Annotated in this window: 18 protein-coding genes; 11 read left to right on the top strand and 7 right to left on the bottom strand. The window is 71.3% G+C overall.

Features of this window, described 5'->3' with window-relative positions:
* Positions 1-4 precede the first annotated feature (4 nt).
* On the bottom strand, positions 5-3,505 hold the full coding sequence (locus tag CRM89_RS16665; protein ID WP_098087021.1) for a DNA-directed RNA polymerase subunit beta: 3,501 nt from the start codon (positions 3,503-3,505) through the stop codon (positions 5-7).
* 384 nt (positions 3,506-3,889) lie between these two features.
* Between CRM89_RS16665 and CRM89_RS16660 the strand changes: the two genes are divergently transcribed.
* Positions 3,890-4,279 carry a YchJ family protein gene (locus tag CRM89_RS16660; RefSeq protein ID WP_086850076.1) on the top strand — a complete coding sequence of 130 codons (390 nt, stop codon included), beginning with the start codon at positions 3,890-3,892 and terminating at the stop codon, positions 4,277-4,279.
* A gap of 56 nt (positions 4,280-4,335) precedes the next feature.
* Positions 4,336-4,629 carry a SelT/SelW/SelH family protein gene (locus CRM89_RS16655; RefSeq protein WP_011211179.1) on the top strand — a complete coding sequence of 98 codons (294 nt, stop codon included), beginning with the start codon at positions 4,336-4,338 and terminating at the stop codon, positions 4,627-4,629.
* Here CRM89_RS16655 and CRM89_RS16650 read toward each other — a convergent pair.
* Entirely contained in the window at positions 4,626-4,847 is a 222-nt protein-coding gene (locus tag CRM89_RS16650) for a zinc ribbon domain-containing protein (protein ID WP_011211178.1), read from the bottom strand. The two genes, CRM89_RS16655 and CRM89_RS16650, sit on opposite strands and share 4 nt — an antisense overlap.
* A 174-nt stretch (positions 4,848-5,021) precedes the next feature.
* Between CRM89_RS16650 and CRM89_RS16645 the strand changes: the two genes are divergently transcribed.
* Positions 5,022-6,593: a carboxylesterase/lipase family protein gene (locus CRM89_RS16645; protein WP_076574233.1), complete on the top strand. Its 1,572-nt coding sequence runs from the start codon at positions 5,022-5,024 to the stop codon at positions 6,591-6,593.
* On the opposite strand, the gene CRM89_RS16640 is transcribed toward CRM89_RS16645, so the two are convergent.
* The 3 genes from CRM89_RS16640 to CRM89_RS16630 form a co-directional block, all read right to left on the bottom strand.
* Complete coding sequence (locus CRM89_RS16640; protein ID WP_098084891.1) at positions 6,586-7,896, bottom strand: cytochrome P450; 1,311 nt, start codon at positions 7,894-7,896, stop codon at positions 6,586-6,588. The two genes, CRM89_RS16645 and CRM89_RS16640, sit on opposite strands and share 8 nt — an antisense overlap.
* Positions 7,897-8,077: 181 nt before the next feature.
* Positions 8,078-8,800: a TIGR03089 family protein gene (locus CRM89_RS16635; protein WP_041560380.1), complete on the bottom strand. Its 723-nt coding sequence runs from the start codon at positions 8,798-8,800 to the stop codon at positions 8,078-8,080.
* Complete coding sequence (locus CRM89_RS16630) at positions 8,788-10,179, bottom strand: LCP family protein (RefSeq protein ID WP_041561329.1); 1,392 nt, start codon at positions 10,177-10,179, stop codon at positions 8,788-8,790. Before CRM89_RS16630 ends, CRM89_RS16635 begins: the two co-directional genes overlap by 13 nt.
* Positions 10,180-10,441: 262 nt before the next feature.
* On the opposite strand from CRM89_RS16630, the gene rfbD reads away from it, so the two are divergent.
* The 3 genes from rfbD to CRM89_RS16615 are packed head-to-tail and all read left to right on the top strand — an operon-like array spanning position 10,442 to position 13,327.
* Positions 10,442-11,299, top strand: coding sequence for a dTDP-4-dehydrorhamnose reductase (gene rfbD / locus CRM89_RS16625; RefSeq protein ID WP_098084888.1), 858 nt, complete (start codon positions 10,442-10,444; stop codon positions 11,297-11,299).
* A 23-nt stretch (positions 11,300-11,322) separates the two neighbouring features.
* On the top strand, positions 11,323-12,222 hold the full coding sequence (locus CRM89_RS16620; RefSeq protein ID WP_076574229.1) for a glycosyltransferase family 2 protein: 900 nt from the start codon (positions 11,323-11,325) through the stop codon (positions 12,220-12,222).
* A gap of 25 nt (positions 12,223-12,247) precedes the next feature.
* Entirely contained in the window at positions 12,248-13,327 is a 1,080-nt protein-coding gene (locus CRM89_RS16615) for a sugar phosphate nucleotidyltransferase (RefSeq protein ID WP_011211171.1), read from the top strand.
* On the opposite strand, the gene CRM89_RS16610 is transcribed toward CRM89_RS16615, so the two are convergent.
* Both CRM89_RS16610 and CRM89_RS16605 read right to left on the bottom strand, forming a co-directional pair.
* Positions 13,324-14,019, bottom strand: coding sequence for a response regulator (locus CRM89_RS16610; RefSeq protein WP_086848314.1), 696 nt, complete (start codon positions 14,017-14,019; stop codon positions 13,324-13,326). The genes CRM89_RS16615 and CRM89_RS16610 overlap by 4 nt on opposite strands.
* Positions 14,016-15,572, bottom strand: a complete 1,557-nt coding sequence (locus CRM89_RS16605; protein ID WP_098084886.1) for an ATP-binding protein — start codon at positions 15,570-15,572, stop codon at positions 14,016-14,018. The genes CRM89_RS16610 and CRM89_RS16605 overlap by 4 nt, the downstream gene beginning before the upstream one ends.
* A 116-nt stretch (positions 15,573-15,688) precedes the next feature.
* Between CRM89_RS16605 and CRM89_RS16600 the strand changes: the two genes are divergently transcribed.
* From CRM89_RS16600 to CRM89_RS16580, 5 genes are all read left to right on the top strand, one after another.
* Entirely contained in the window at positions 15,689-17,056 is a 1,368-nt protein-coding gene (locus CRM89_RS16600; protein ID WP_011211168.1) for a C4-dicarboxylate transporter DctA, read from the top strand.
* A gap of 160 nt (positions 17,057-17,216) precedes the next feature.
* Complete coding sequence (locus CRM89_RS16595; RefSeq protein WP_098084884.1) at positions 17,217-18,035, top strand: hypothetical protein; 819 nt, start codon at positions 17,217-17,219, stop codon at positions 18,033-18,035.
* Between the two features lie 81 nt (positions 18,036-18,116).
* Complete coding sequence (locus CRM89_RS16590) at positions 18,117-19,538, top strand: MFS transporter (RefSeq protein WP_098084881.1); 1,422 nt, start codon at positions 18,117-18,119, stop codon at positions 19,536-19,538.
* 72 nt (positions 19,539-19,610) lie between these two features.
* Positions 19,611-20,996, top strand: a complete 1,386-nt coding sequence (locus tag CRM89_RS16585) for an MFS transporter (protein WP_098084878.1) — start codon at positions 19,611-19,613, stop codon at positions 20,994-20,996.
* Positions 20,997-21,054: 58 nt separating this feature from the next.
* Positions 21,055-22,518: an NAD(P)/FAD-dependent oxidoreductase gene (locus CRM89_RS16580; protein ID WP_098084876.1), complete on the top strand. Its 1,464-nt coding sequence runs from the start codon at positions 21,055-21,057 to the stop codon at positions 22,516-22,518.
* The last annotated feature ends 131 nt before the right edge of the window (positions 22,519-22,649 follow it).

Here is a 22,649-nt window from a genome sequence, read left to right as displayed (position 1 = left end):
ACCGTCACCCGGACAGCTCGGTCTCCGTGATGGATTCGGCGCGGGACAGGTTGATGCCCAGGTTCGCGGCCGTCCGCTCGTGATCGTCGTCGACCCCGTGCGCCAGTTCGACCGCGGCACCGGCGGACAGCACCTCGACGTTGAGGCACAGTGCCTGGAGTTCCTTCAACAACACCTTGAACGATTCCGGCACACCGGGTTCCGGAATGTTCTCGCCCTTGACGATCGCCTCGTAGACCTTCACGCGGCCGACGACGTCGTCGGACTTGATCGTGAGCAGTTCCTGTAGGGTGTAGGCCGCGCCGTAGGCCTGCATCGCCCAGCACTCCATCTCACCGAAGCGCTGGCCACCGAACTGGGCCTTACCGCCGAGCGGCTGCTGGGTGATCATCGAGTACGGGCCGGTGGAGCGCGCGTGGATCTTGTCGTCGACCAGGTGGTGCAGCTTCAGGATGTACATATAGCCCACGGCGATCGGGTACGGGAACGGCTCGCCGGAACGCCCGTCGAACAGGGTCGCCTTCCCGTCCGGGCCCACCAGCACGTCACCGTCGCGGTTGGGCCGGGTCGCGCCGAGCAGCCCGGTGAGCTCCTCTTCCCGCACACCGTCGAACACGGGGGTGGCCAGGTTCGTTCCGGGCTCCGCCGCGAGCAGCTCGTCGGGTAGGCGCGCCGCCCAGTCCGGCCGTTGTCCGTCCACGGTGCGAATGTCCCAGCCGGCTTTGCCGATCCAGCCGAGGTGGGTTTCCAGGATCTGGCCGATGTTCATCCGCCGCGGCACACCGTGGGTGTTGAGGATGATGTCGACCGGGGTGCCATCGGGCAGGAACGGCATGTCCTCGGTGGGCAGGATCTTGCCGATCACACCCTTGTTCCCGTGCCGACCGGCCAGCTTGTCACCGTCTTGGATCTTGCGCTTCTGCGCCACATACACCCGCACCAACTCGTTGACACCGGGCGGCAGATCGTCATCGTCCTCCCGGGAGAACACCCGGATCCCGATGACCTTGCCCGACTCACCGTGGGGCACCTTCAACGAGGTATCACGCACCTCACGCGCCTTCTCCCCGAAGATCGCCCGCAGCAACCGCTCCTCCGGCGTCAGCTCGGTCTCACCCTTGGGCGTGACCTTACCGACCAGGATGTCACCATCACGCACCTCCGCACCGATCCGCACGATGCCACGCTCGTCCAGATCCGCCAACACCTCATCGGAGACATTCGGAATGTCGCGAGTGATCTCCTCGGCACCGAGCTTGGTGTCACGAGCATCGATCTCGTGCTCCTCGATATGGATCGAGGTCAACACATCCTGCTCCACCAACCGCTGGGACAAGATGATCGCGTCCTCGTAGTTGTGCCCCTCCCACGGCATGATCGCCACCAACAGGTTCTTACCCAGCGCCATCTCACCGTTCTCGGTGCACGGCCCATCAGCCAACACCTGCCCGGCCTCGACCCGCTGACCCTCGTCCACGATCGGCCGCTGATTCGAACACGTCCCCTGGTTCGACCGGTTGAACTTCCGCATCCGATACGACTTACGAGTCCCGTCATCGGCCATCACCGTGACGTAATCGGCCGAAACCTCCTCGACCACACCGGCCTTCTCGTTCACCACCACATCACCGGCATCCACCGCCGCACGCAGCTCCATACCGGTACCCACGATCGGCGCCTCCGACCGAATCAACGGCACCGCCTGACGCTGCATATTCGCACCCATCAGCGCACGGTTGGCATCATCATGCTCGAGGAACGGAATCATCGCCGTCGCCACCGACACCATCTGCCGCGGCGACACATCCATGTAATCCACCGCGGCGGAATCGACGAGTTCCACCTCGGAGTTCTTCCGGCGCACCGGGATGCGCGCGGCCAGGAAGCGGCCCTCGGCGTCCAGCGGTTCGTTCGCCTGGGCCACCACGTGCCGGTCCTCCTCGTCGGCGGTGAGGTAATCGACCTCGTCGGTGACCCGGCCGTCCACCACCCGCCGGTAGGGGGTCTCGACGAAACCGAACGGGTTGACCCGCGCGTACACCGACAGGTACCCCATCAGGCCGATGTTCGGCCCCTCCGGCGTCTCGATCGGGCACATCCGGCCGTAGTGGCTGTAGTGCACGTCGCGGACCTCCAGGCCGGCCCGTTCGCGCGAGAGCCCGCCCGGCCCGAGCGCGGACAGCCGCCGCTTGTTGGTCAGGCTCGCCAGCGGGTTGCGCTGGTCCATGAACTGCGACAGCTGCGAGGTGCCGAAGAACTCCTTCATCGCCGCGACCACCGGCCGGATGTTCATCAGCGACTGCGGCGTGATCGCCTCGACGTCCTGGGTGGTCATGCGCTCCCGCACCACCCGTTCCATCCGGGACAGACCCACGCGGATCTGGTTCTGGATCAGCTCACCCACGGTGCGCACCCGGCGGTTACCGAAATGGTCGATGTCGTCGACCTCCACCGGCACCTCGACCCCGCCGGGCGCGATCATCGTCTTGTCACCGGCGTGCAGGCGCACCAGGTACTCGATGGTGGCCGCGATGTCGTCCTCGGTGAGCACCCGCGGTGCCCCCGGAGCGCGCAGCCCGAGCTTCTTGTCGATCTTGTAACGGCCCACCCGCGCCAGGTCGTAGCGCTTCTCCGTGAAGAACAGATTCGCCAGCAGGTTCTGCGCCGACTCCTTGGTCGGCGGCTCGCCGGGACGCAGCTTGCGATGGATCTCGAGCAGGGCGTCGTCGGTGCCCGCCACGTTGTCCTTGGCCAGCGAGGCCATGATCAGCGGGGCGAACCCGAATCGCTCGGCGATTCGCTCCGCACTCCAGCCCAGCGCCTTGAGCAGCACCGTCACCGGCTGACGGCGCTTGCGGTCGATGCGCACGCCCAGGGTGTCGCGCTTGTCGACGTCGAACTCCAGCCAGGCACCGCGCGACGGGATCACCCGCGCACTGTGCACGTCCTTCTCCGAACCCTTGTCGATCGCGTGGTCGAAGTACACACCCGGCGAGCGCACCAGTTGCGACACGACCACCCGTTCGGTGCCGTTGACGACGAATGTCCCGTGCGCGGTCATCATCGGGAAATCACCCATGAAAACGGTCTGGCTCTTGATCTCGCCGGTGTTGTTGTTCACGAATTCCGCCGTGACGAACCACGGCGCGGCATAGGTCAGATCCTTGTCCTTGCACTCCTCGACGGAGGCCTTGACCTCCTCGAACCGCGGATCGGACAACGTCAGCGACATCGTGCCCGCGAAGTCCTCGATGGGGCTGATCTCGGCGAGCACCTCGGCCAGCCCGGCGACCGGTTCCGTCCCGCGGGCTGCCGCGCGGGCACACCAGTCGGGTGCGCCGATCAGCCACCCGAACGATTCGGTCTGGATGTCCAGCAGGCCCGGAACCGCCAGGGGTTCGCGGATTCTGGCGAACGAGAGCCGCCGGGGCGCACCCGGGACTCCGGGCGCGGCGAGCGGGGACTCGGTCCGACTCGAGACTGTCACGATGCGTCCTTCCAGCACCGTATGCCGCCCGTTGCTGCGGGCGGTCGCGGTGCTCTGGTCTGTGGCCGGGTATTCCAAAGGCACACCGCGGGGGGACACCGTCTCGGACACGACTCGACAACACCGGTGAAAACAACGGGGCCGGACGCAGCCCGTGTTCCACGGTCTTTCATATCTCGAGAGTCGGACAGCACGCGACGCGGAGCGCGAGGTCCCAAATTACACGGGGAAACGACGAATGTCGAGAGGCAAGAAAAAATAAACACCGGAATTCGGTGTCTTCCCACTTCGATATTGTCATTGCGGGTGGGCCGTCGTCAAGTCCCCGCCGAATTTCGGTGCGAAATACCCCGCTGGCCCCGCGGTGCCACTCCCGGGCGCGGCCGGTGTGAGAATCGCGGTATGAGCGCGCCCTCGAGCTGTCCCTGCCGCCACGGTGAGCCGTTCGATCGTTGCTGCGGCCCGGTCCTGGCCGGGCAGCGGCAGGCGGCCACGGCCGAGGCGCTGATGCGCTCGCGCTATGTCGCCTTCGCGGTCGGCGACGCGGACTATCTGCTGCGCTCCTGGCATTCGCGGACCCGGCCGAAACGACTCTCCCTCGACCACGGCCTGCGCTGGCGCTTCCTGGAGATCGTGCGCACCGAGCGCGGCGGCCCCTTCGACGACACCGGCGTGGTCGAGTTCGTCGCCCACTACCGCACCGATGAGGGCCGCGGCGAATTGCACGAGGTGAGCCGGTTCGCCCGCGAGGACGGGCAGTGGCGGTACCTCGACGGCGACATCGAGGACTGACCGGCACCGAGGACCGCCCCGGCGTACCGTTCGCCGATTCGGTAGCGTCGGCGAGCATGTCACGGGTGGCGATCGAGTACTGCACGCAGTGCCGCTGGATGTTGCGCGCGAGCTGGATGGCGCAGGAACTGCTCAGCACCTTCGGCACCGACCTGACCGAGGTCGCGCTCGTGCCCGGTACGGGCGGGGTCTTCCGGATCACCGTCGACGGCGAGCAGGTGTGGGAGCGCAAGGCCGACGGCGGCTTCCCCGAGATCACCGTGCTCAAGCAGCGCGTGCGCGACCGGGTCGCGCCGGACCGTGACCTCGGCCACGCCGACCGCCACGTGAGCGGATCAGGCTCCGACTAGGCGCAGCACCCGCCGCCGCAGCACCCGCCCCCGGCCGGCGCGGCGGGGGCGGCCTGGGCGGGGCCGGTGGCCTTGCCCACAGTCGCGAAGGTGGTCAGCAGCTTGACCGTGTCGTCGTGCCCGGCGGGGCAGCTGGCGGGGTCGCCGGACTGCGCCATCGGGCGGTTCACCTCGAAGGTGTCGCCGCAGCTGCGGCAACGAAAGCTGTAGTTCGGCACGGCCACAGGGTAGCGGGCCGGACCGGCCTGCGGTAGCGCGCCGGATGCGGGGTAACGGTTGATGTCCGTAACCGGACGTACTCTCGAAAGAGGACCACCAGTGCCGACCCCGAGGACGTGGCGCACTTCCGACGGGTCGCGGAGGCACCGCGGACACGACCAGGAGGTGCGGCCATGACCACCCGATACGACACCACCGTCGAGATCGACGACGCGGGGCCGGTCGCCCACACCACCCACGGCCGGGTCCGCGGCGTCATGGACGGGCCGATCGCGGTCTGGCGCAGCATCCCCTACGCCGCCCCGGTGACCGGTCCCCGCCGGTTCCGGCCCGCCGAGCCACCCGAACCGTGGGACGGCGTGCGCGACTGCGTACGGTTCGGCGACATCGCGCCGCAGACGATGGGCACGATGGTTCCGGTCGACTCCGAGCTGCGCATGGGCGAGGACTGTCTGTGGCTGAACGTCTGGGCGCCCACCGAGCCGCGGGAACCCGAGGAACCGCGCCCGGTGCTGGTGTGGTTGCACGGCGGCGCCTACTGCCTCGGCACCGCCGCGCAGAAGATCTACGACGGCCGCAAGCTCGCCGAGACCGGCGATGCGGTGGTGGTCACGGTCAACTACCGCATCGGCGTCCTCGGCTTCCTCGACCTCTCCTCGGTGGTGGACGGCTGCACCCCGAACCTCGGTCTGCACGACCAGATCCGGGCGCTGGAATGGGTGCGGGAGAACATCGCGGCGTTCGGCGGTGACCCGGACAACGTCACCCTGTTCGGCGAGTCCTCCGGCGCCGGGTGCGTGACCGCGCTGCTGACCGCGCCCGCCGCGGCCGGCCTGTTCCACAAGGCCATCGCGCAGAGCCCGCCCGCCACCACCGTGTTCGGCAGGCAACGCGCCGAACTGGTCGCCCACCGTTTCCTCGAGCTGCTGGACCTGTCACCGGACCGCGCAGCCGAGGTGGGTGAGCTGCCCATCGAGCGGCTGGTGCAGGCGGCGGGCGTGCTCTTCGACGAGGTGCCGCTCAGGGAACCCGGCCGGTTGGCGGCCGCGCCGGTGGTCGACGGGGAGCTGCTGCCCGACTACCCGATCACCCGCTTCCAACAGGGCCGCTCGCACCGGGTGCCGCTGATCATCGGCACCAACAAGGACGAGGCCTCGCTGTTCCGGCTGTTCCGCTCGCCGATCATGCCGGTCACCCCGGAAGCGGTGACCATCATGCTGCGCGACGTCGCCGAGAGTCATCCGGACATGTCGCCCGAGCGGGTGGCCGAGATCGCCTCCGCCTACCCGGACCTGGGCAAGGCCCGTGGGGCGCTGGCGATGTCGACCGACGCCGCCTTCCGCATGCCCGCGCACTGGGTCGCCGACGGCCACTGCACCCACTCGATGACCTGGGTCTACCGGTTCGACCACGCCACCCCGATGCTGCGGGCGGCTCGCGTGGGCGCCGGGCACGCCACCGAATTGCCGTATGTGTTCGGCAATTTCGGCACGCTCAACCACGACCCCACCTTCTGGCTCGGCGGGCGCAAGCAGGCCACCGAGGTGTCGGGCCGGATGATGCGGCGCTGGCTGGCCTTCGCCCGCCACGGCGTCCCGGCCGCGCTGGACGGATCCAAGCACTGGCCGCCCTACGACCGGGACACCCGCCACACTCTGCTCATCGACGCCATCGACCGGGTGGTCGACGACCCCGACCGCGACCTGCACACGGCCTGGGGCGACCAGGCGGTCGGCTTCAGCTGAGCGGGCTCATCTCCCGCGCGGCCGCGCGCTTGCCCAGGTGCACCGGCATCCGTTCGTAGCCGTGCAGGGTGAACAGCGCGCGGCGGTGCGGCGGCTCGGCCAGCGCGAGATCCGGGAACCGCTCGAACAGTGCCCGCAGCGCGTAGACGCCCTCCATCCTGGCCAGGCTGGCGCCCAGGCAGACGTGGATGCCGCTGCTGAACGACAGGTGGTCCTTGGCGTTGGGCCGCGCCACATCGAAGCGCTCCGGGTCGGCGAACACCTTCGGATCCCGGTTGGCCCCGGCCAACGACAGCACCACCGTGTGCCCGCGGCGCAGCAGGGCGCCGTCGAGTTCCACATCGGTCAGCGCCGTGCGCGCGGTGCTCTGCACCGGTGAATCGATCCGCAGGATCTCCTCGACGGCGTTGGGCCACAGGTCGGGTTCCTCCCGCAGCCGGGCCAGCTGGTCGGGGTGGGCGAGCAACTGGACCACGCCGTTGCCGATGAGGTTGACCGTGGTCTCGAAGCCGGCGCCCATCAGCAGGCTGGCCGAGGCCTTCAGCGCGTGGTCGTCGAGGTCGCCCGCGGTCACCAGGGCGCTGAGGATGTCGTCGCCCGGTTCGCGGCGCAGCCGGGCGATGTGCCGGTCGAGGTAGTCGTTCATCACCTCCATCGCCAGCAGCGCCCGCTTGTGCGCCCGCCACGGGATGCCGATGTCGAGCAGCGGCGTCATCCGGTCGCCCCAGCCGAGGAACATCTGCCGGTCGGCGTCGGGGAAGCCGAGCATCTCGGAGATGATCGCGATCGGCACCTGCGAGGCGTAGGCGGCCACCAGATCGACCGAGCCGTGCGAGGGGAGCGCGTCCAGCAGCTCGGTGGTCACGCTCGCCACCCGGTTCCGCAGCCTGCCGATCGCGCGCGGGGTGAACGCGGCCGCCACCGGTTTGCGCATCGCGGTGTGCTCGGGCGGATCGATCACCAGCATCGAGGGCGGCTCGACCGGGTTGGGCGGCAGCGGCGACCGGGCCGCCAGCCGCTTCAACGGCTCGAACGCGGTGAAGCTCTGCGGGGAGCGGACCCCGAACCGGTTGTCGCGCAGGATCGCGCGGCACAACTCGTGGTCGAAGGCGGCCCACGACAGCGGCGTGCGCACCGGGCCGCCGTCGCCGCGCAACTGCTCGATCAGCGGATAGGGGTCCTCGATGCCCTCGCGCCCGCCCACCAGCCGGGCGAACGGATCACCCCGGCGCGCCTGCGTGCGCAGGACCAGTCGCGGCGCGCCTTGCGCGGACAGCCATCGGAACCAGTACCGCAGCCTCATATCCCACCCACCCGTCGTCGTGTGATGGACACCACGGTACGGATCGCGGGCCGGTAGCGAAACGGCCCCGGGTCGGACCCGCGCTCCTACCCGAGTAGGAGCTCAGGGCGGTGTCCGATTTCGCCTGAGCGGGGCGGCCTACGTGGTGATGCTGCGCTGCCGCCTTCGGCCGCTGACCCGCTCAGGCGAGTTGCACCGTGATTCGCTCGGTCTCCACTCGCCGCGGTCGTTGCGCCGGGTCGGGATTCACCACCTGCACCAGCCCCGCGCCGGCGGCCAGGGTCGCGAGCAGGCCGTCGATCAGCTCGGCCGCGGTCTCCCACGGCAGGCTCGACAGCACCCGGTCGCCCTCGCCGATGCCCTGGCGCAGCGCGGCCTTGCGAGCCGCGGCGACCACGTCGGCCACCGGCATCCCGTCCAGGGCGGCGCCGACGCCGCGCGGCAGGAACTGGTCGCCGTGCACCCGCACCGAGGTGGCGAAGTCGGTGACGCCGATCGGCAGGTCGCGCACCGGCGCGCCCATCGGGTCCAGTGACAGCGCGGCGACCTCGGGGATGCCGTCGGCCTCGTCGATCCGGTCGGCGGCGACCAGCGCCAGCTCGGCGTCGGGATCCGGGCGCAGCACCACTTCGACACCGGCCCACCAGCAGCCGAGCAGCACCGCGGCGGTCTGCCAGTGCGCGGGCAGCAGCACCGCGACCCGCGCGCCCGCGGTGAGGCCGAACTCGTCGCGAATCAGGTTGGCGGTCTTGGCCGCCCAGTTCGCCAGGGTCGCCCCGGACAGCTCGATCCTGGCGCCGGTGGCGTCGTCGTAGTAGGTGATGCGCGGCGCCGCGGGGTCGCGGCTGAGGATCGGGTCCAGCAGCGCCTCGGTGAGCGTCATGGTCTGGGTCAGTTCACGCATTTCGGTCCGTTCTGGCCTGCGTCGATCGGTGGGGCGGGCGGGACGGGCGTCGCGGAGGTCGACGTTCCGGAGAAGTCGAACAGTGATCCCGCGGCCGAGCCCGGGCCAGAATAGTCGCTCGCCAGCACCACGCTCACCGCGTCCGGAGACATCGAGGAGTCGGCGACGACCGTCAGCCCGCCGAGCGCCTCGGCGACCGCCTCGGCACCCGGATTCGAGGTGTCCGCCGCGAGCACCCGGGAACCGGTGACGCCCGCACCCGAATAGTTGCCCACCCGGCCCGGCTGAAAACCCTTGCCCGCCAGCGCCTGCGACACCTGACCCGCCAGGCCGCCCACCGAGCTGGCGTTGAACACGTCCACCGTCACCGTCGACGGGTCCACCCGCGGGGACTGCGGCTCGTCGGCATCCTCGCCGACCAGCCCGGCGACGTAGGACTTCACCTCCTTCGGTTCGACCCGCACCACGGACTCGCCGTTGCTGGTCATGCCGTTGAGGTCGGCCACCGGGATCGTCTCGAACTTCACCTGACCGCCGGACAGGTCGCGCAGCTGTTGCAGGAAGGCCAGCACGTCCCAGTTCTCGTCGAGCACCACCGTGCGCCCGACCGCGTCGCTGAGTTCGTTGAGTTTGTTCGGGTTGCTGAGCGTCTTGGCGCTGAGCACCTGGTTGACCAGCTGGGCCATGAACACCTGCTGGCGCACGATCCGGTCCAGGTCGCCGCGCGGCAGGTCGTGGCGCTGGCGCACGAAGCTCAGCGCCTGCGGGCCGTCCAGCCGCTGCCGGCCGGCCGGGAACCGCGCGCCCGACATCCATTCGTCCACCGGATTGTTCAGGCACACCTCGACCCCACCCACCGCGTCGGTCAGCAGCACGAAGCCGAGCAGGCTGACCTCGGCGTAGTGGTCGACGGTGATGCCGGTGAGGTCGGCCACGGTCTTGATCAGCGCCTGGCGGCCCGCTCTGGTGGAGCGCTTCTCGGCCTCCGCCTCGGACACCCCCTGATCGAGCAGCTTCAACCGCTCGGTCTCCTTCGTCACGCCGTAGGCGCTGTTGATCTTGCCCTTGCCCAGACCGGGGATGTCGACGTAGGAGTCGCGCGGCAGCGAGATCGCGGTGGCGGAGCTGCCGTCGTTGGGCACCCGGACCAGCACGATGGTGTCGGTGTTGGTGCCCACCTCGTCACCGGCGTGCAGCATCGCCTTCTCGTCCTCCGACAGCGGGTCGCCGTGCGCGTCGGTGCGGCTGTCCACGCCGACCAGCAGGATGTCCACCGCGCCGTCGCGGGCGCCGCCGAGGCCGAGGTCATCGATGCGTTCGATGTTGCCGATCAGCGCGTCGACGCTGTGCCAGGCGAAGCCGGTGACCACGAACACCATCGCCGCCACCGCCGCGACGGCGATCCGCACGGGTCGCAGGCCGGTCGGCCCGCCCCCGGACGGCCGCGACGGCACCGGTTCCCTTCTGCGTGGCACTGCGCATCCTCTCGACTACCCGACTACGCCCCCGGGACGCCCCCGCCTCCCGCCGTCACCCCCGGGTCCCTTCCCCGCCCCGGGGCGGATTCGTGGCTCCAGGCTAACCAACGGCTACCGTCATCGACCGCACCCGCACGTGTACCGGCGTGCCAGACTTGCGGCCGTGACCGACGCCGTACCGCACCGTTCGCCCGCCCGTCTCGTCGTCACCGGCGCGGCCGGGCAGGTCGGCCGCCACCTGATGCGCCTGGCCCCGCACGCGCGCGGATACGACCGCGCGCACCTCGACATCACCGACGCCGACGCCGTCCGCGCCGTCGTCCACCCGGGGGATGTGGTGATCAACTGCGCCGCCTACACCGCCGTCGACAAGGCCGAGACCGAACCCGACGCCGCCTTCGCCGTCAACGGGACCGGTCCGGCCGTGCTGGCGTCGGCCTGCGCACGCGCGGGCGCCCGGCTCATCCATCTGTCCACCGACTACGTCTTCGGGGGTACCCACACCGACCCGTACGAACCCACGGATCCGACCGCCCCGGCCTCGGTGTACGGGCGATCCAAGCTGGCGGGGGAGCGGGCGGTGCTCGACCTGGCCCCCGCCGCGCACGTGGTGCGCACCGCCTGGGTCTACACCGGCGACCGGGGCGATTTCGTCGCCACCATGCGCCGCTTCGCCGCCGAACGTCCCACCGTCGTCGTGGTCGACGACCAGATCGGCTCGCCCACCTACGCCGCCGACCTGGCCGCGGGCCTGCTCGAACTCGCCGCCACCCCGGCGGCGCCGCCGCTGCTGCACGCCACCAACGCCGGGACGGCGAGCTGGTTCGAGCTGGCGCGGGCGGTGTTCGCCGAGATCGGCGCCGATCCCGAGCGGGTGCGGCCGTGCGCGTCCTCGGCCTTCCCGCGGCCCGCGCCGCGGCCGGCCTACTCGGTGCTGTCGAACCGGGCCTGGGTCGCGGCCGGTCTGACCCCGCTGCGACCCTGGCGGGCGGCGCTGCACGAGGCGTTGGGCAACCGCTGAACCGACACCTACGCTGGGCTGTCGTGAGCGTTTCCGATTCCGCCGCCTCCGGTGGCCTGGCCGTGGTCACGGTGACCTATTCACCGGGGGAGCACCTCGAGCACTTCGTCACCACGCTGGCCGCCGCGACCAGCGCGACGCCGCAGGTGATCCTGGCCGACAACGGCTCGGTCGACGGCGTGCCGGAATCGGTGGCCGAGGCGTCGGCGAACGTGCGGCTGCTGCGCACCGGCGGCAACATCGGCTACGGCGCCGCGATCAACCGGGCGGTCGCCGAGCTCGACCCCGGGATCGAGTTCGTCGTCATCGCCAACCCGGACATCCGCTGGGGTGCGGGCGCCATCGACATCCTGCTCGCGGCCGCCGCCCGTTGGCCACGCGCGGGCGCGCTCGGCCCGCTGGTGCGTGAACCGGACGGCAGCGTCTACCCCTCCGCACGCGCGGTGCCCGGCCTGCTCGACGGTGCCGGACACGCGATCCTGGGGGCGGTGTGGCCGGGCAACCCGTGGACGCGGCGCTACCGGCAGGAGCACGAGGAACTCGCCGAGCGCGCCGTCGGCTGGTTGTCGGGCTCGTGCCTGCTGGTGCGCCGGGCCGCCTTCGACTCGATCGACGGCTTCGACTCCCGCTACTTCATGTACATGGAGGACGTCGACTTCGGCGACCGGCTGGGCCGGGCGGGCTGGCACAACGTGTTCGTGCCCGCCGCCGAGGTGACCCACGCCAAGGGACATGCCGCGGGACGCCATCCGGAACGGATGCTGCCCGCACACCACGCCAGCGCCTATCGCTTCCAGGCCGACCGGCATCCGCACTGGTGGCAGGCGCCGCTGCGGCTGGCGTTGCGGGCCGGACTTGCGATCCGCTCCCGTCTTGCGGTTCGATCTGCGCTGCGCCAGCAAGCGCGCGAGCGCGGTCGGTAGTACCAGTGTGAACAGGGGAACAACGATGGCAGGACAGCAAGGCACCGACGCCGTGATTCTGGTCGGCGGTCAGGGGACGCGGCTGCGTCCGCTCACCCTGTCGGCGCCCAAGCCGATGCTGCCGACGGCGGGCCTGCCGTTCCTGACGCACCTGCTGGCGCGCATCGCCGAGGCCGGTATCACGCACGTGGTGCTGGGCACCGCCTTCAAGGCGGAGGTGTTCGAGGAACACTTCGGCGACGGCTCCGATCTGGGTCTCGAGATCGAATACGTCACCGAGTCCGAGCCGCTCGGCACCGGCGGCGGCATCCGCAACGTGCTGCCCAAGCTGCGCCACGACACGGTCATGGTGTTCAACGGCGACGTGCTCGGCGGCACCGACCTGGGCGCGGTGCTCGACACCCACCACAGCACCGGCGCCGACGTCACCCTGCACCTGGTGCGGGTGAGCGACCCGCGCGCGTTCGGCTGCGTGCCCACCGACGAGGAGGGGCGCGTCACCGCGTTCCTGGAGAAGACCCAGGACCCGCCGACCGACCAGATCAACGCCGGTTGCTACGTCTTCCGCCGCGAGTACATCGAGAAGATCCCCGCGGGCAGGCCGGTGTCGGTGGAACGCGAGGTGTTTCCGGCGCTGCTGGCCGAGGGCGCCCGCGTGCAGGGGCACGTGGACACCTCCTACTGGCGCGACATGGGTACTCCCGAGGACTTCGTGCGCGGCTCGGCCGACCTGGTGCGCGGGATCGCGCCCTCGCCCGCGCTGCCGGGTCAGCGCGGCGAATCGCTGGTGCATCCCGGCGCGGGGGTCGCGCCGGGCGCGCTGTTGATCGGCGGCACGGTGGTCGGCCGTGGTGCGGAGATCGGCGCGGGCGCGCGGCTGGACGGCGCGGTGATCTTCGACGGCGCGTGCGTGGAGGCCGGTGCCACCGTCGAGCGGTCCATCATCGGCTTCGGCGCGCGCATCGGTCCGCGCGCGCTGGTCCGCGACGCGGTGATCGGCGACGGCGCCAACGTCGGCGCCCGCTGCGAGCTGCTGCGCGGTGCCCGGATCTGGCCCGGCGTGGAGATCCCCGACGGCGGCATCCGCTTCTCCACCGACGTCTAGCGTTTCCACACGTAACGCGTCTTCGGCCGGCCCGCGCGACCGTATTCCGACCGGCGGGTCACCAGCCCGTCCTCGGCGAGCTTCTCCAGATACCGCCACGCGGTGATGCGGGAAACGCCCACGGCGGTGGCCGTTTCGGCCGCGGTGACGCCATCGGCGGTGGCGTCGCGGACCACCCGGGAGATCTCCGCCAGGGTCTGTGGTGCGACGCCTTTCGGCGCGCTCGCGCGCTGGTCCGGGGTGCGCAGCGCGTTGAGCGCCCGATCGATGTCTTGCTGGGAGACCGCGGTCTCGCCCGCGGGCAGGGCCGCGCGGAACTCCAGGTAGCGTTCGAGCTTGTCGCGGAAGGCCGCGAAGGTGAACGGCTTGAGCAGATACAGCACCACACCGCTGGCGACCGCGGCGCGCACCATCGCCAGGTCCCTGGCCGAGGTGATCGCGATGATGTCGGGGGCGGCGGGCAGCGTCGACAGGGCCGTGGCCAGCTCCAGCCCGGTGCTGTCGGGCAGCCCGAGGTCGAGCAGCACCAGGTCGATCGGTGTGCCGCCGGCCGCCGCGTCGGCGGCGGCCCGCATGGCCTCGCGGCCGCTGCCCGCCACCGCGACCGCGGTGAACCCGGGCACCCGGCCGACGTAGGCGCGGTGTGCCTCGGCGATCAGTGGTTCGTCCTCCACGATGAGCACCCGGATCACGACGGGCCACCATACGGAATGCGCACCGTCACCGTGCTTTCCGGGCTGCGCTCGGCGGTGATCGTGCCGCCGTGGCGGGTCACCAGCCGGTGCACCAGGGCCAGTCCGAGGCCGTGGTGGTCGTCCTTGGTGGTGTAGCCGCGTTCGGCCGCGCGCGCGAAATCCTCGGCCGACAGCCCCGGCCCGCTGTCGCCGACCCGCACGTGCAGCTGCGCGCCCGGTTCGTCGCGGCGCAGCGAGACCTCCACCCAGGCGTCGGCGCTGTCGGCGGCGGCGTCGATGGCGTTGTCGATGAGGTTGCCCAGCAGGGTCACCGCTTCACCGGGGGTGAGCGGGGCGAGCGAGTCCAGTGCGGTGTCCTCGGCGACGGTGAGTTCCACCCCGCGTTCGGCGGCTTGGTCCACCTTGCCGAGCAGCAGCGCGACCAGTGCCGGATCGCCGAGCGCGCCGGTCAGCCGGTCGATCAACGCCTGCGAGAGTTCCAGCTCGGCGGTGGCGAATTCGACGGCCTCCCGGTGACGACCCAGCTCGACCATGGTGACCACGGTGTGCAGCCGGTTGGCGGCCTCGTGTGCTTGGGCCCGCAGCGATTCGGCGAAACCGCGCACCGAGGCGAGTTCGCCCACCACGCCGCGCAATTCGGTGTGGTCGCGCAGGGTCAGCACGGTGCCCAGCGGGCGGCCCTGCGAGGTCACCACGTCCTGGTTGACCAGCAGCACGCGGTCGGCGGTCACGTGCGTCTCGTCGCGCACCACACCGGTGCCGAGCGCGCGCAGCGAGGGCGGCAGGTCGGCGCGGCGTACCACGCCGTCGGGCAGGTCGAGCAGCCTGCGCGCCTCGTCGTTGACCACCTCGGCGCGCTGACCCGGGCCGAAGACCACCAGGCCCTCGTGGATCGAATGCAGGACGGCGTCGTGGTGTTCGTACATCACCCGCAGCTCGTCGGGCGCCAGGCCCAGGGTCTGCCTGCGCAGTCGCCGCGCCAGCAGCAACGATCCCGCGGCCGCGACCAGCAGGCCCGCCGCCGCCACGGCGAGAATCGTCGGCACCCGCCGGGCCACCTGGTCGGCGATGCGGTCGCGGGTCACCCCGGCCGAGACGAGCGCGACCACCCGGTCGCCGTCGCGCACCGGCGTGACGGCACGGATGGAGGGCCCGAGGGTGCCGGTGTAGGTCTCGGTGAAGGTCTCCCCGGCCAGCGCGCGGTCGATGGTGCCGCTGAACGGCAGCCCGATCCGGGCCGGGTCGGTGTGGGTGTAGCGGGTGCGGTCCGGCGCCATCACCACGATGAAGTCCATCCCGGTGCGCCGCCGGATCTCCTCGGTGACCGGTTGCAGCAGCGCGGTCGGGTCGGGCGCGGCGACGGCGGCGCGGGTGGAGGGCGCGGCCGCGACGCTCACCGCCACGTCGGTCACGCGCTGTTCGATGGTGGCGTCGCTGCTGCGGCGGGCGTCGAACACCGCGAGCACCGCGAGGCCGCCGATCACCAGGGACAGCACCACCAGCTGGAGCAGGAAGGCCTGTCCGGCGAGTGTCGACCGGACTCGTCGCACCGCAACCTCCGCTGAACGTTATGTACCAAACAGTGACCGGCGTCACGCCTGCGGCAATCATTCTCCACACGAGGCCTCGACGGCAGGCAGTTCGGCATCACTGCGAGGAGACGACGATGAGCGACCCCACCCCCACCCGGCGGCGCGACCGCACCCACTGGTTGTATCTGGCCGTGCTCGTGGCCGTCGCCGCGGGCATCCTGGTCGGCTGGCTGGCGCCCGGGGTCGGCGTCTCGCTGGCGCCGCTGGGCACACTGTTCGTCGACCTGATCAAGATGATGATCGCCCCGGTCATCTTCTGCACGATCGTGCTCGGCATCGGCTCGGTGCGCACCGCCGCGACCGTCGGCCGAGTCGGCGGCCTGGCGCTCGGCTACTTCCTGGCCATGTCGACGGTGGCGCTGGGCATCGGCCTGGTCGTCGGCAACCTGCTCGACCCGGGCACCGGCATGAACATCGCCGAGCACGCCGGGGCGGGCGCCTCCTATGCCGACCAGGCGCACGGTGCGGGCGGTACCTGGGACTTCATCCACGGCATCGTGCCCACCTCGCTGCTGTCCTCGCTCACCGCGGGCAGCGTGCTGCAGGCGCTGTTCGTCGCGCTGCTGGTCGGTTTCGCGGTGCAGGCGATGGGCAGTGCGGGCGAGCCGGTGCTGCGCGGGGTGAGCGTGTTGCAGAAGCTGGTCTTCCGCATCCTGTCGATGATCCTGTGGCTGGCGCCGGTGGGCGCGTTCGGCGCGATCGCCAACGTCGTCGGCAAGACCGGTCTGGACGCGGTGCTGCAACTGGGCACCCTGATGGTCGCCTTCTACCTGACCTGCCTGGTGTTCGTCTTCGGCGTGCTCGGCGTGCTGGTGCGGGTGGTCTCCGGGGTGTCGATCTTCAAGCTGGCGCGCTACCTGGCCAGGGAATACCTGCTCATCGTCGGCACCTCGTCGTCGGAGTCGGCGCTGCCGCGGCTGATCGCCAAGATGGAACACCTCGGCGTGCAGCGCACCACCGTCGGCGTGGTGGTGCCCACCGGCTACTCGTTCAACCTCGACGGCACCGCGATCTACCTGACCATGGCCTCGATCTTCATCGCCGACGCGATGGGCAACCCGCTGGGTCTGGGCGAGCAGCTGGGCCTGCTGGTGTTCATGATCGTGGCGTCCAAGGGCGCGGCGGGCGTCACCGGCGCCGGGCTGGCCACGCTGGCGGGCGGCCTGCAGAGCCACCGTCCCGAACTGCTCGACGGCGTGGGCCTGATCGTCGGGATCGACCGGTTCATGTCCGAGGCCCGGGCGCTGACCAACTTCTCCGGCAACGCGGTGGCCACCCTGCTGATCGGCACCTGGACCAAGACCGTGGACGCCGACCGCGTCGCCGCCGTGCTCGACCGGAAGCTGCCCTTCGACGAGAGCGTGATGGTCGACGACCACGCCGGGGACCGTCCGGCCGAGACCACCGCCGAACCCGCTCCCAAGCAGCTGGTCTCGGCCTGACCGAGCCAGACCGAAGGGCCCGTGGACGATCCACGGGCCCTTCGGCTGTTCTCGCGGTACCGGCCGTGGCGGCCTCGGGTCCACTTCCCCTGTTGCGTATACCCCCAGGGGGTATTACTCTCTCGGGAGTCGAACGGACAACGAACCGAGGAGAGTCGCCATGAACGCCACCGCGCACGCGCACCACCACGCCGACCACGCCGCCGCCGGTCACGCCGCGCACGCGGTCGACCCGCGGATCGAGGGCCACGCCGAGCATGCCGCCGCCCCCGGCGGTTTACAGATCACCGAGGCCGGCTACACGCTCGAGCTCGACGCGCCCATCCTCGCGGCGGGGGAGGCCGAGCTGCGGTTCCGCATCCTCGGCCCGGACGGCGCCGCGGTCACCGACTTCGCCCCCATTCACGAGCGCGAGCTGCACCTCATCCTCGCCCGCCGCGAACTGACCGGCTTCCAGCACGTGCACCCGGTGCGCGACGAGCGGGGCGACTGGACCGTCCGGATCGATCCGATCCAGCCCGGCGCCTACCGGGTCTTCATCGACATCGAGCCGCGCGCCCTCGGCCGCACCATTACCTTGGGCGCCGACCTCGCGGTCGCGGGACACTACGATCCGCTACCGCTGCCCGCGCCCGAGCGCACCGCCCACGTGGACGGCTACGCCGTCACCCTCGACGGCGAACTCGCCGCGGGCGAAGGGCGCACGCTGACCCTCACGGTCGGCAAGGGCGGCGCGCCGGTCACCGACCTGGACCCCTACCTCGGCGCCTACGGCCACCTGGTGGTCCTGCGCGCGGGCGATCTCGCCTACGTGCACGTCCACCCGACCGGCGAGCCGGGTGACGGCAGCACCCCGGCGGGCCCCGAGATCGGCTTCCGCACCGTGGTGCCCGGCCGGGGAACCTACCGGCTGTTCCTCGACTTCCAGCACGAAGGCGTCGTCCGCACAGCCGCTTTCACCCTCGCCACCCCGCGCTGATCCGGTAACCGGAAATCACCGGGCCGACCGCTGCATAGGCAAATACCCTACCGGGGTAAGGTAAATAGGACGGACATTGTCATGAGTACGCAGGTACACACCACCACCACTCGGAAGTGGTGGGCTCTCGCGGTGATCGCCACCGCCCAGTTCATGGTCATCATGGACACCTCTATCATCGGGATCGCCCTGCCCCGCATGCAGGCCGATCTCGGCTTCTCGCAGGAGAACCTGACCTGGGTGTTCAACGCCTACGTCATCGCCTTCGGCGGCCTGCTGCTGCTCGGCGGCAGGCTCTCGGACCTGTTCGGCGCCCGCCGCGTATTCGCCGCGGGCTGGGTGGTGCTGTTGGTCGGTTCGGTGCTGGCCGGCGCGGCGGGCACCGTCGGCGTCGAACTGGCGGGCCGGGCGATCCAGGGCGCGGGCGCGGCCATGATCGCACCGTCGGCGCTGACCCTGCTGATGATGCTGTTCGGGTCCTCGCCGCAGGAACTGACCAAGGCGCTGGCGATCTACGGTGCCGCGGCACCCGCGGGCGGCACCGCGGGCGTGTTCCTCGGCGGTGTCATCACCGAATACATCAGCTGGCCCTGGGTGTTCTACATCAACATCCCGATCGCCGTGCTGGCGTTGCTCGCGGCACCCGCGCTGATGCCCGCCGCCCCGGCCCGCTCCGGCTCGCTCGACCTGCTCGGCGCCGTCACCGCCACCGCGGGCCTGGCCGCCGCCGTCTACGGCATCGTCCGCGCGCCCGAGGTGGGTTGGGCGTCGGGGCAGACCTGGGGCGTGCTCGCGGTGGCCGCCGCGCTGCTCGCCGGGTTCGTGGCACTGCAGTCGCGCCGCACCGAACCGCTGATGCCGCTGCGCATCTTCCGCGCACCCGACCTCGCCGCCGCCAACCTCGCCCAGCTGCTGCTCGGCGCCGCATGGGTGCCGATGTGGTTCTTCCTGAACCTGTACCTGCAGCAGGTGCTCGGCTACAGCGCCTTCCCCTCGGGCGCGGCGCTGCTGCCGATGACGACCCTGATCATGCTCGGCATGATCGTGCTCGCACCGCGGGCGATGCAGCGGTTCGGTGCGAAGCCGATGATCGTGACCGGCCTGGCGGTGCTCGGACTCGGCCTGGGCATCATGTCGCTGATCCGCCCGACCGGCACCTTCTGGATCGACGTCCTGCCCGCCTCGCTCGTTGCCGCCGGTGGCATGTCGCTGGCCTTCATCCCCTCGCTCGGCATCGCCATCGGCGCGGCCCGGCCGGAGGAGGGCGGCCTGGCCTCGGGCCTGGTCAACGTCAGCTACCAGATCGGCTCGGCGCTCGGGCTGGCCGCGATGACCGCCGTCGCCACGGCGTTCGGCGCCGACCGGCTCGGTGACCTGCCCCGGCTGACCGACGGCTTCTCCGCGGCCTTCCTCGGCGCCGCCGCCATCGCCCTGGTCGGCGCGGCAGTGGCCGCGGCCACCCTCTCCAGCCCCGCGAAAGCCGCCGCGCCACAACCCGAATGAGCCGGACTCGGGCGGGCAGCCCACCCGGATGCCCGCCCGAGCCGCCCACCCCACGCCGGTCGAGGAGCAACCATGTTCGCCGCACTGTTCACCCACCGCGACTACCGCCGACTGTTCGCCGCCCAGATCTCCGCCCTGTTCGGCACCGGATCGACCACCGTGGCGCTCGGTCTGCTCGCCTACGAACTCGCCGGCGCCGACGCCGCCGTCGTGCTCGGCACCGCGCTCACGGTCAAGATGCTGGTCTACGTGACGGTCGCCCCGGTCGCAGGCGCCGTGGCCCACCGGCTGCCGCGGCGGTCGTTCCTGGTCGCGCTCAACATGATCCGCGCCGCGGTCGTGCCCGCGCTGCCCTTCGTCGACCAGGTCTGGCAGATCTACGTCCTGATCGCGGTGCTGCAGACCGCCTCGGCCGCGTTCACCCCCACCTACCAGGCCGTGATCCCCGACATCCTGCCCGACGAACGCGACTACACCAGGGCGCTGTCGGCCGCGCAGCTCGCCGCGACCATGGAGACACTGCTGAGCCCGCTGCTGGCCGCGGCCGCCCTGGCCGTCATCGGATTCCACTGGCTGTTCCTCGGCACCGCGGTCGGCTTCGCGATCTCGGCCGCGCTCGTGCTCGGCACCCGGATCCCGGACGCGAAGGCCGCCACCGCGGCGGGTTTCGGCGCCCGCCTGGCCTCGGGCGCCCGGATCTTCCTCGCCACACCGCGCCTGCGCGGACTGCTCGCCCTGAATGTCGTGGTGGCCGCGGCGGGGTCGGTGGTCATGGTCAACACCGTCAACTACGCCCGTGACACCCTCGGCGGCGACCAGGCCGACGTGGCGGTGCTGTTGGCGGCCAACGGATTCGGCACCATGCTCGCCGCCCTGCTGCTGCCCCGCGTCCTCGACCGGCGCGGCGCCCGCCCGGTGCTGCTGGCCGGGGCGGGCGTCCTGGTGACCGGCCTGGCCGCCGCCGTCGCGCTGTCGGCGGCCGGGAGCGGGACCTGGCGGTGGGGCGCGGCACTCGCGGTCTGGGCGCTCGTCGGCGCGGGAACCGCGGCGGTGCTCACGCCCACCGGGCAGGTGCTGCGCCGCTCGGCCCGGCCCGCCGACCGCCCCGCCCTCTTCGCCGCGCAGTTCTCGCTCTCGCACCTGGCCTCGCTGTTCACCTACCCGCTCACCGGGTGGTTGTCGACCACCGCCGGGCTCACCACCACCTGGCTGACGCTGGCCGTGATCGCCAGCGGCGCCGCCGTCCTCGCCGCCCGGCTCTGGCCGCGGCACGACCCGGCCGAGCTGACCCACCTGCACGAGGCGGGCACCGTCGACCCCGCGCTGCTCGCCGACGCGATCCGGGTGAACGACCGCTACGTCCAGCACACCCACGTCTACGTCGCGGCGAGCCGTTCGACCGAGATCGATGCGGCGCACCCGCGGTGGCCGCGACGCGAGCACGCGACGGCCGCCTGAGCGAGGCGATCCCGGCGCGTCGTGGCCGGGACGTGCCCGGCCGCCTACCGTGGGTGGCATGGCGGATGTGGCGGTGGTGGGTTCCGGGCCGAACGGTCTCGCGGCGGCGGTGGTTCTCGCGTCGGCGGGGCTGTCGGTGGAGGTGTTCGAGGCGGCGGCGACCGCGGGCGGCGGATGCAGCACGGCCGAGCTGACACTGCCCGGCTTCCACCACGACGTCTGCGCCGGAGCCCATCCGATGGCGTCGGCGTCCCCGTTCTTCCGTGCCTTCGACCTCGCCGCGCACGGGGTGGAACTGCTGGCGCCCCCGGCCTCCTACGCCCATCCGCTCGACGGCGGCCGGGCCGGCGTCGCCTGGCGCGACCTCGACCGCACCGTCGCCGACCTCGGGCCCGACGGTCCCGCCTGGCGTTCGTTCTTCGAGCCGCTGGTGCGCGACTGGCCGGGCGTGGTCGGCGTGGCCATGTCCGACCTGCGGCATCTGCCGCCGGACCTGCCGACCGCGGTCCGGTTCGGCCTGCGTCTGCTGGAACAGGGCTCGCCGCTGTGGAATCTGCGTTTCCGTGGCGACGTCGCGCCCGCGCTGCTCACCGGCGTCGCCACCCACGCGATCACCTCACCGCGCGCGCTACCCGCCGTCGGCGCGGGCGTCCTGCTGGGCACCCTGGCGCACGCGGCGGGCTGGGTGATCCCGCGCGGCGGCAGCCAGGCCATCGCCGACGCCCTGATCGCCGAACTCGAACGCCTCGGCGGCAGCGTGCACACCGGTCACCGGGTGGACTCCCTCGACGAGTTCGGCGGCGCCCGCGCGATCGTGCTCGACACCTCGCCCGCCGAACTGCTGCGACTCGCGCAGGACCGGCTACCCGCCGGATATGCCAGGCGGCTGCGCCGATTCCGTTACGGCGGCGCCGCCTGCAAGGTCGACTTCGCGTTGTCGGGCCCGGTGCCGTGGGCTGCCCCGGACTGCGCCCAGGCAGGAACCCTGCACCTGGTCGGCAGCCGGGCCGAGGCGATGGCCGCCGAGGGCGCGGTCGCCTCGGGCAGGCACGCCGAACGCCCCTACGTACTGGCCATCCAGCCCGGCGTGGTCGACGATTCCCGCGCTCCCGCGGGCAGATACACCTTCTACACCTACGCGCACGTACCGCACGGCTCGGACCTCGACGTCACCGACGCGGTGATCGCCCAGGTCGAGCGGTTCGCCCCCGGCTTCCGCGACCTGATCCTCGCGCACAACACCCGCACCGCCGCCGAACTGCCCACCCACAACGCCAACTACGTCGGCGGCGACATCTCCGCGGGCGCGATGATCCTCCCGCAGGTCCTGTTCCGCCCCGCCCCCCGGTGGAATCCCTACGCCACACCGCTGACCGGCGCCTACCTCTGCTCCTCCGCCACCCCGCCCGGTCCGGGCGTGCACGGCATGAACGGCCTCAACGCCGCCCGGCACGTCCTGCGCCGCGAGTTCGACATCACCACCGACCCACTGGAACTCCTCGGCACCGCGGTGCGCACCTGAGCGCGCCGCCTTCGGCCGCTGACCCGCTCAGGCTGTGTTGGATTTCGCCTGGGCGGGGCGGGCTGCGTGGTGATGCTGCGCTGCCGCCTCCGGCCGCTGACCCGCTCAGGCGGTGCTGAAATCGCCGGCCG

Source organism: Nocardia sp. FDAARGOS_372, from assembly GCF_002554515.1.
Classification (GTDB): Bacteria; Actinomycetota; Actinomycetes; order Mycobacteriales; family Mycobacteriaceae; genus Nocardia; species Nocardia farcinica.
The sequence above is the reverse complement of the archived record's forward strand: the minus strand, read 5'-3'. Positions and strand labels throughout refer to the sequence as shown.

Coding starts and splice junctions, on each gene's coding strand:
- CRM89_RS16660 (WP_086850076.1), top strand. CDS start 3,890: ATGAGCGCGCCCTCGAGCTGTCCCTGCCGCCACGGTGAGCCGTTCGAT.
- CRM89_RS16655 (WP_011211179.1), top strand. CDS start 4,336: ATGTCACGGGTGGCGATCGAGTACTGCACGCAGTGCCGCTGGATGTTG.
- CRM89_RS16645 (WP_076574233.1), top strand. CDS start 5,022: ATGACCACCCGATACGACACCACCGTCGAGATCGACGACGCGGGGCCG.
- CRM89_RS16640 (WP_098084891.1), bottom strand. CDS start 7,896: ATGAGGCTGCGGTACTGGTTCCGATGGCTGTCCGCGCAAGGCGCGCCG.
- CRM89_RS16635 (WP_041560380.1), bottom strand. CDS start 8,800: ATGCGTGAACTGACCCAGACCATGACGCTCACCGAGGCGCTGCTGGAC.
- CRM89_RS16630 (WP_041561329.1), bottom strand. CDS start 10,179: ATGGTGTTCGTGGTCACCGGCTTCGCCTGGCACAGCGTCGACGCGCTG.
- CRM89_RS16615 (WP_011211171.1), top strand. CDS start 12,248: ATGGCAGGACAGCAAGGCACCGACGCCGTGATTCTGGTCGGCGGTCAG.
- CRM89_RS16600 (WP_011211168.1), top strand. CDS start 15,689: ATGAGCGACCCCACCCCCACCCGGCGGCGCGACCGCACCCACTGGTTG.
- CRM89_RS16595 (WP_098084884.1), top strand. CDS start 17,217: ATGAACGCCACCGCGCACGCGCACCACCACGCCGACCACGCCGCCGCC.
- CRM89_RS16590 (WP_098084881.1), top strand. CDS start 18,117: ATGAGTACGCAGGTACACACCACCACCACTCGGAAGTGGTGGGCTCTC.
- CRM89_RS16585 (WP_098084878.1), top strand. CDS start 19,611: ATGTTCGCCGCACTGTTCACCCACCGCGACTACCGCCGACTGTTCGCC.
- CRM89_RS16580 (WP_098084876.1), top strand. CDS start 21,055: ATGGCGGATGTGGCGGTGGTGGGTTCCGGGCCGAACGGTCTCGCGGCG.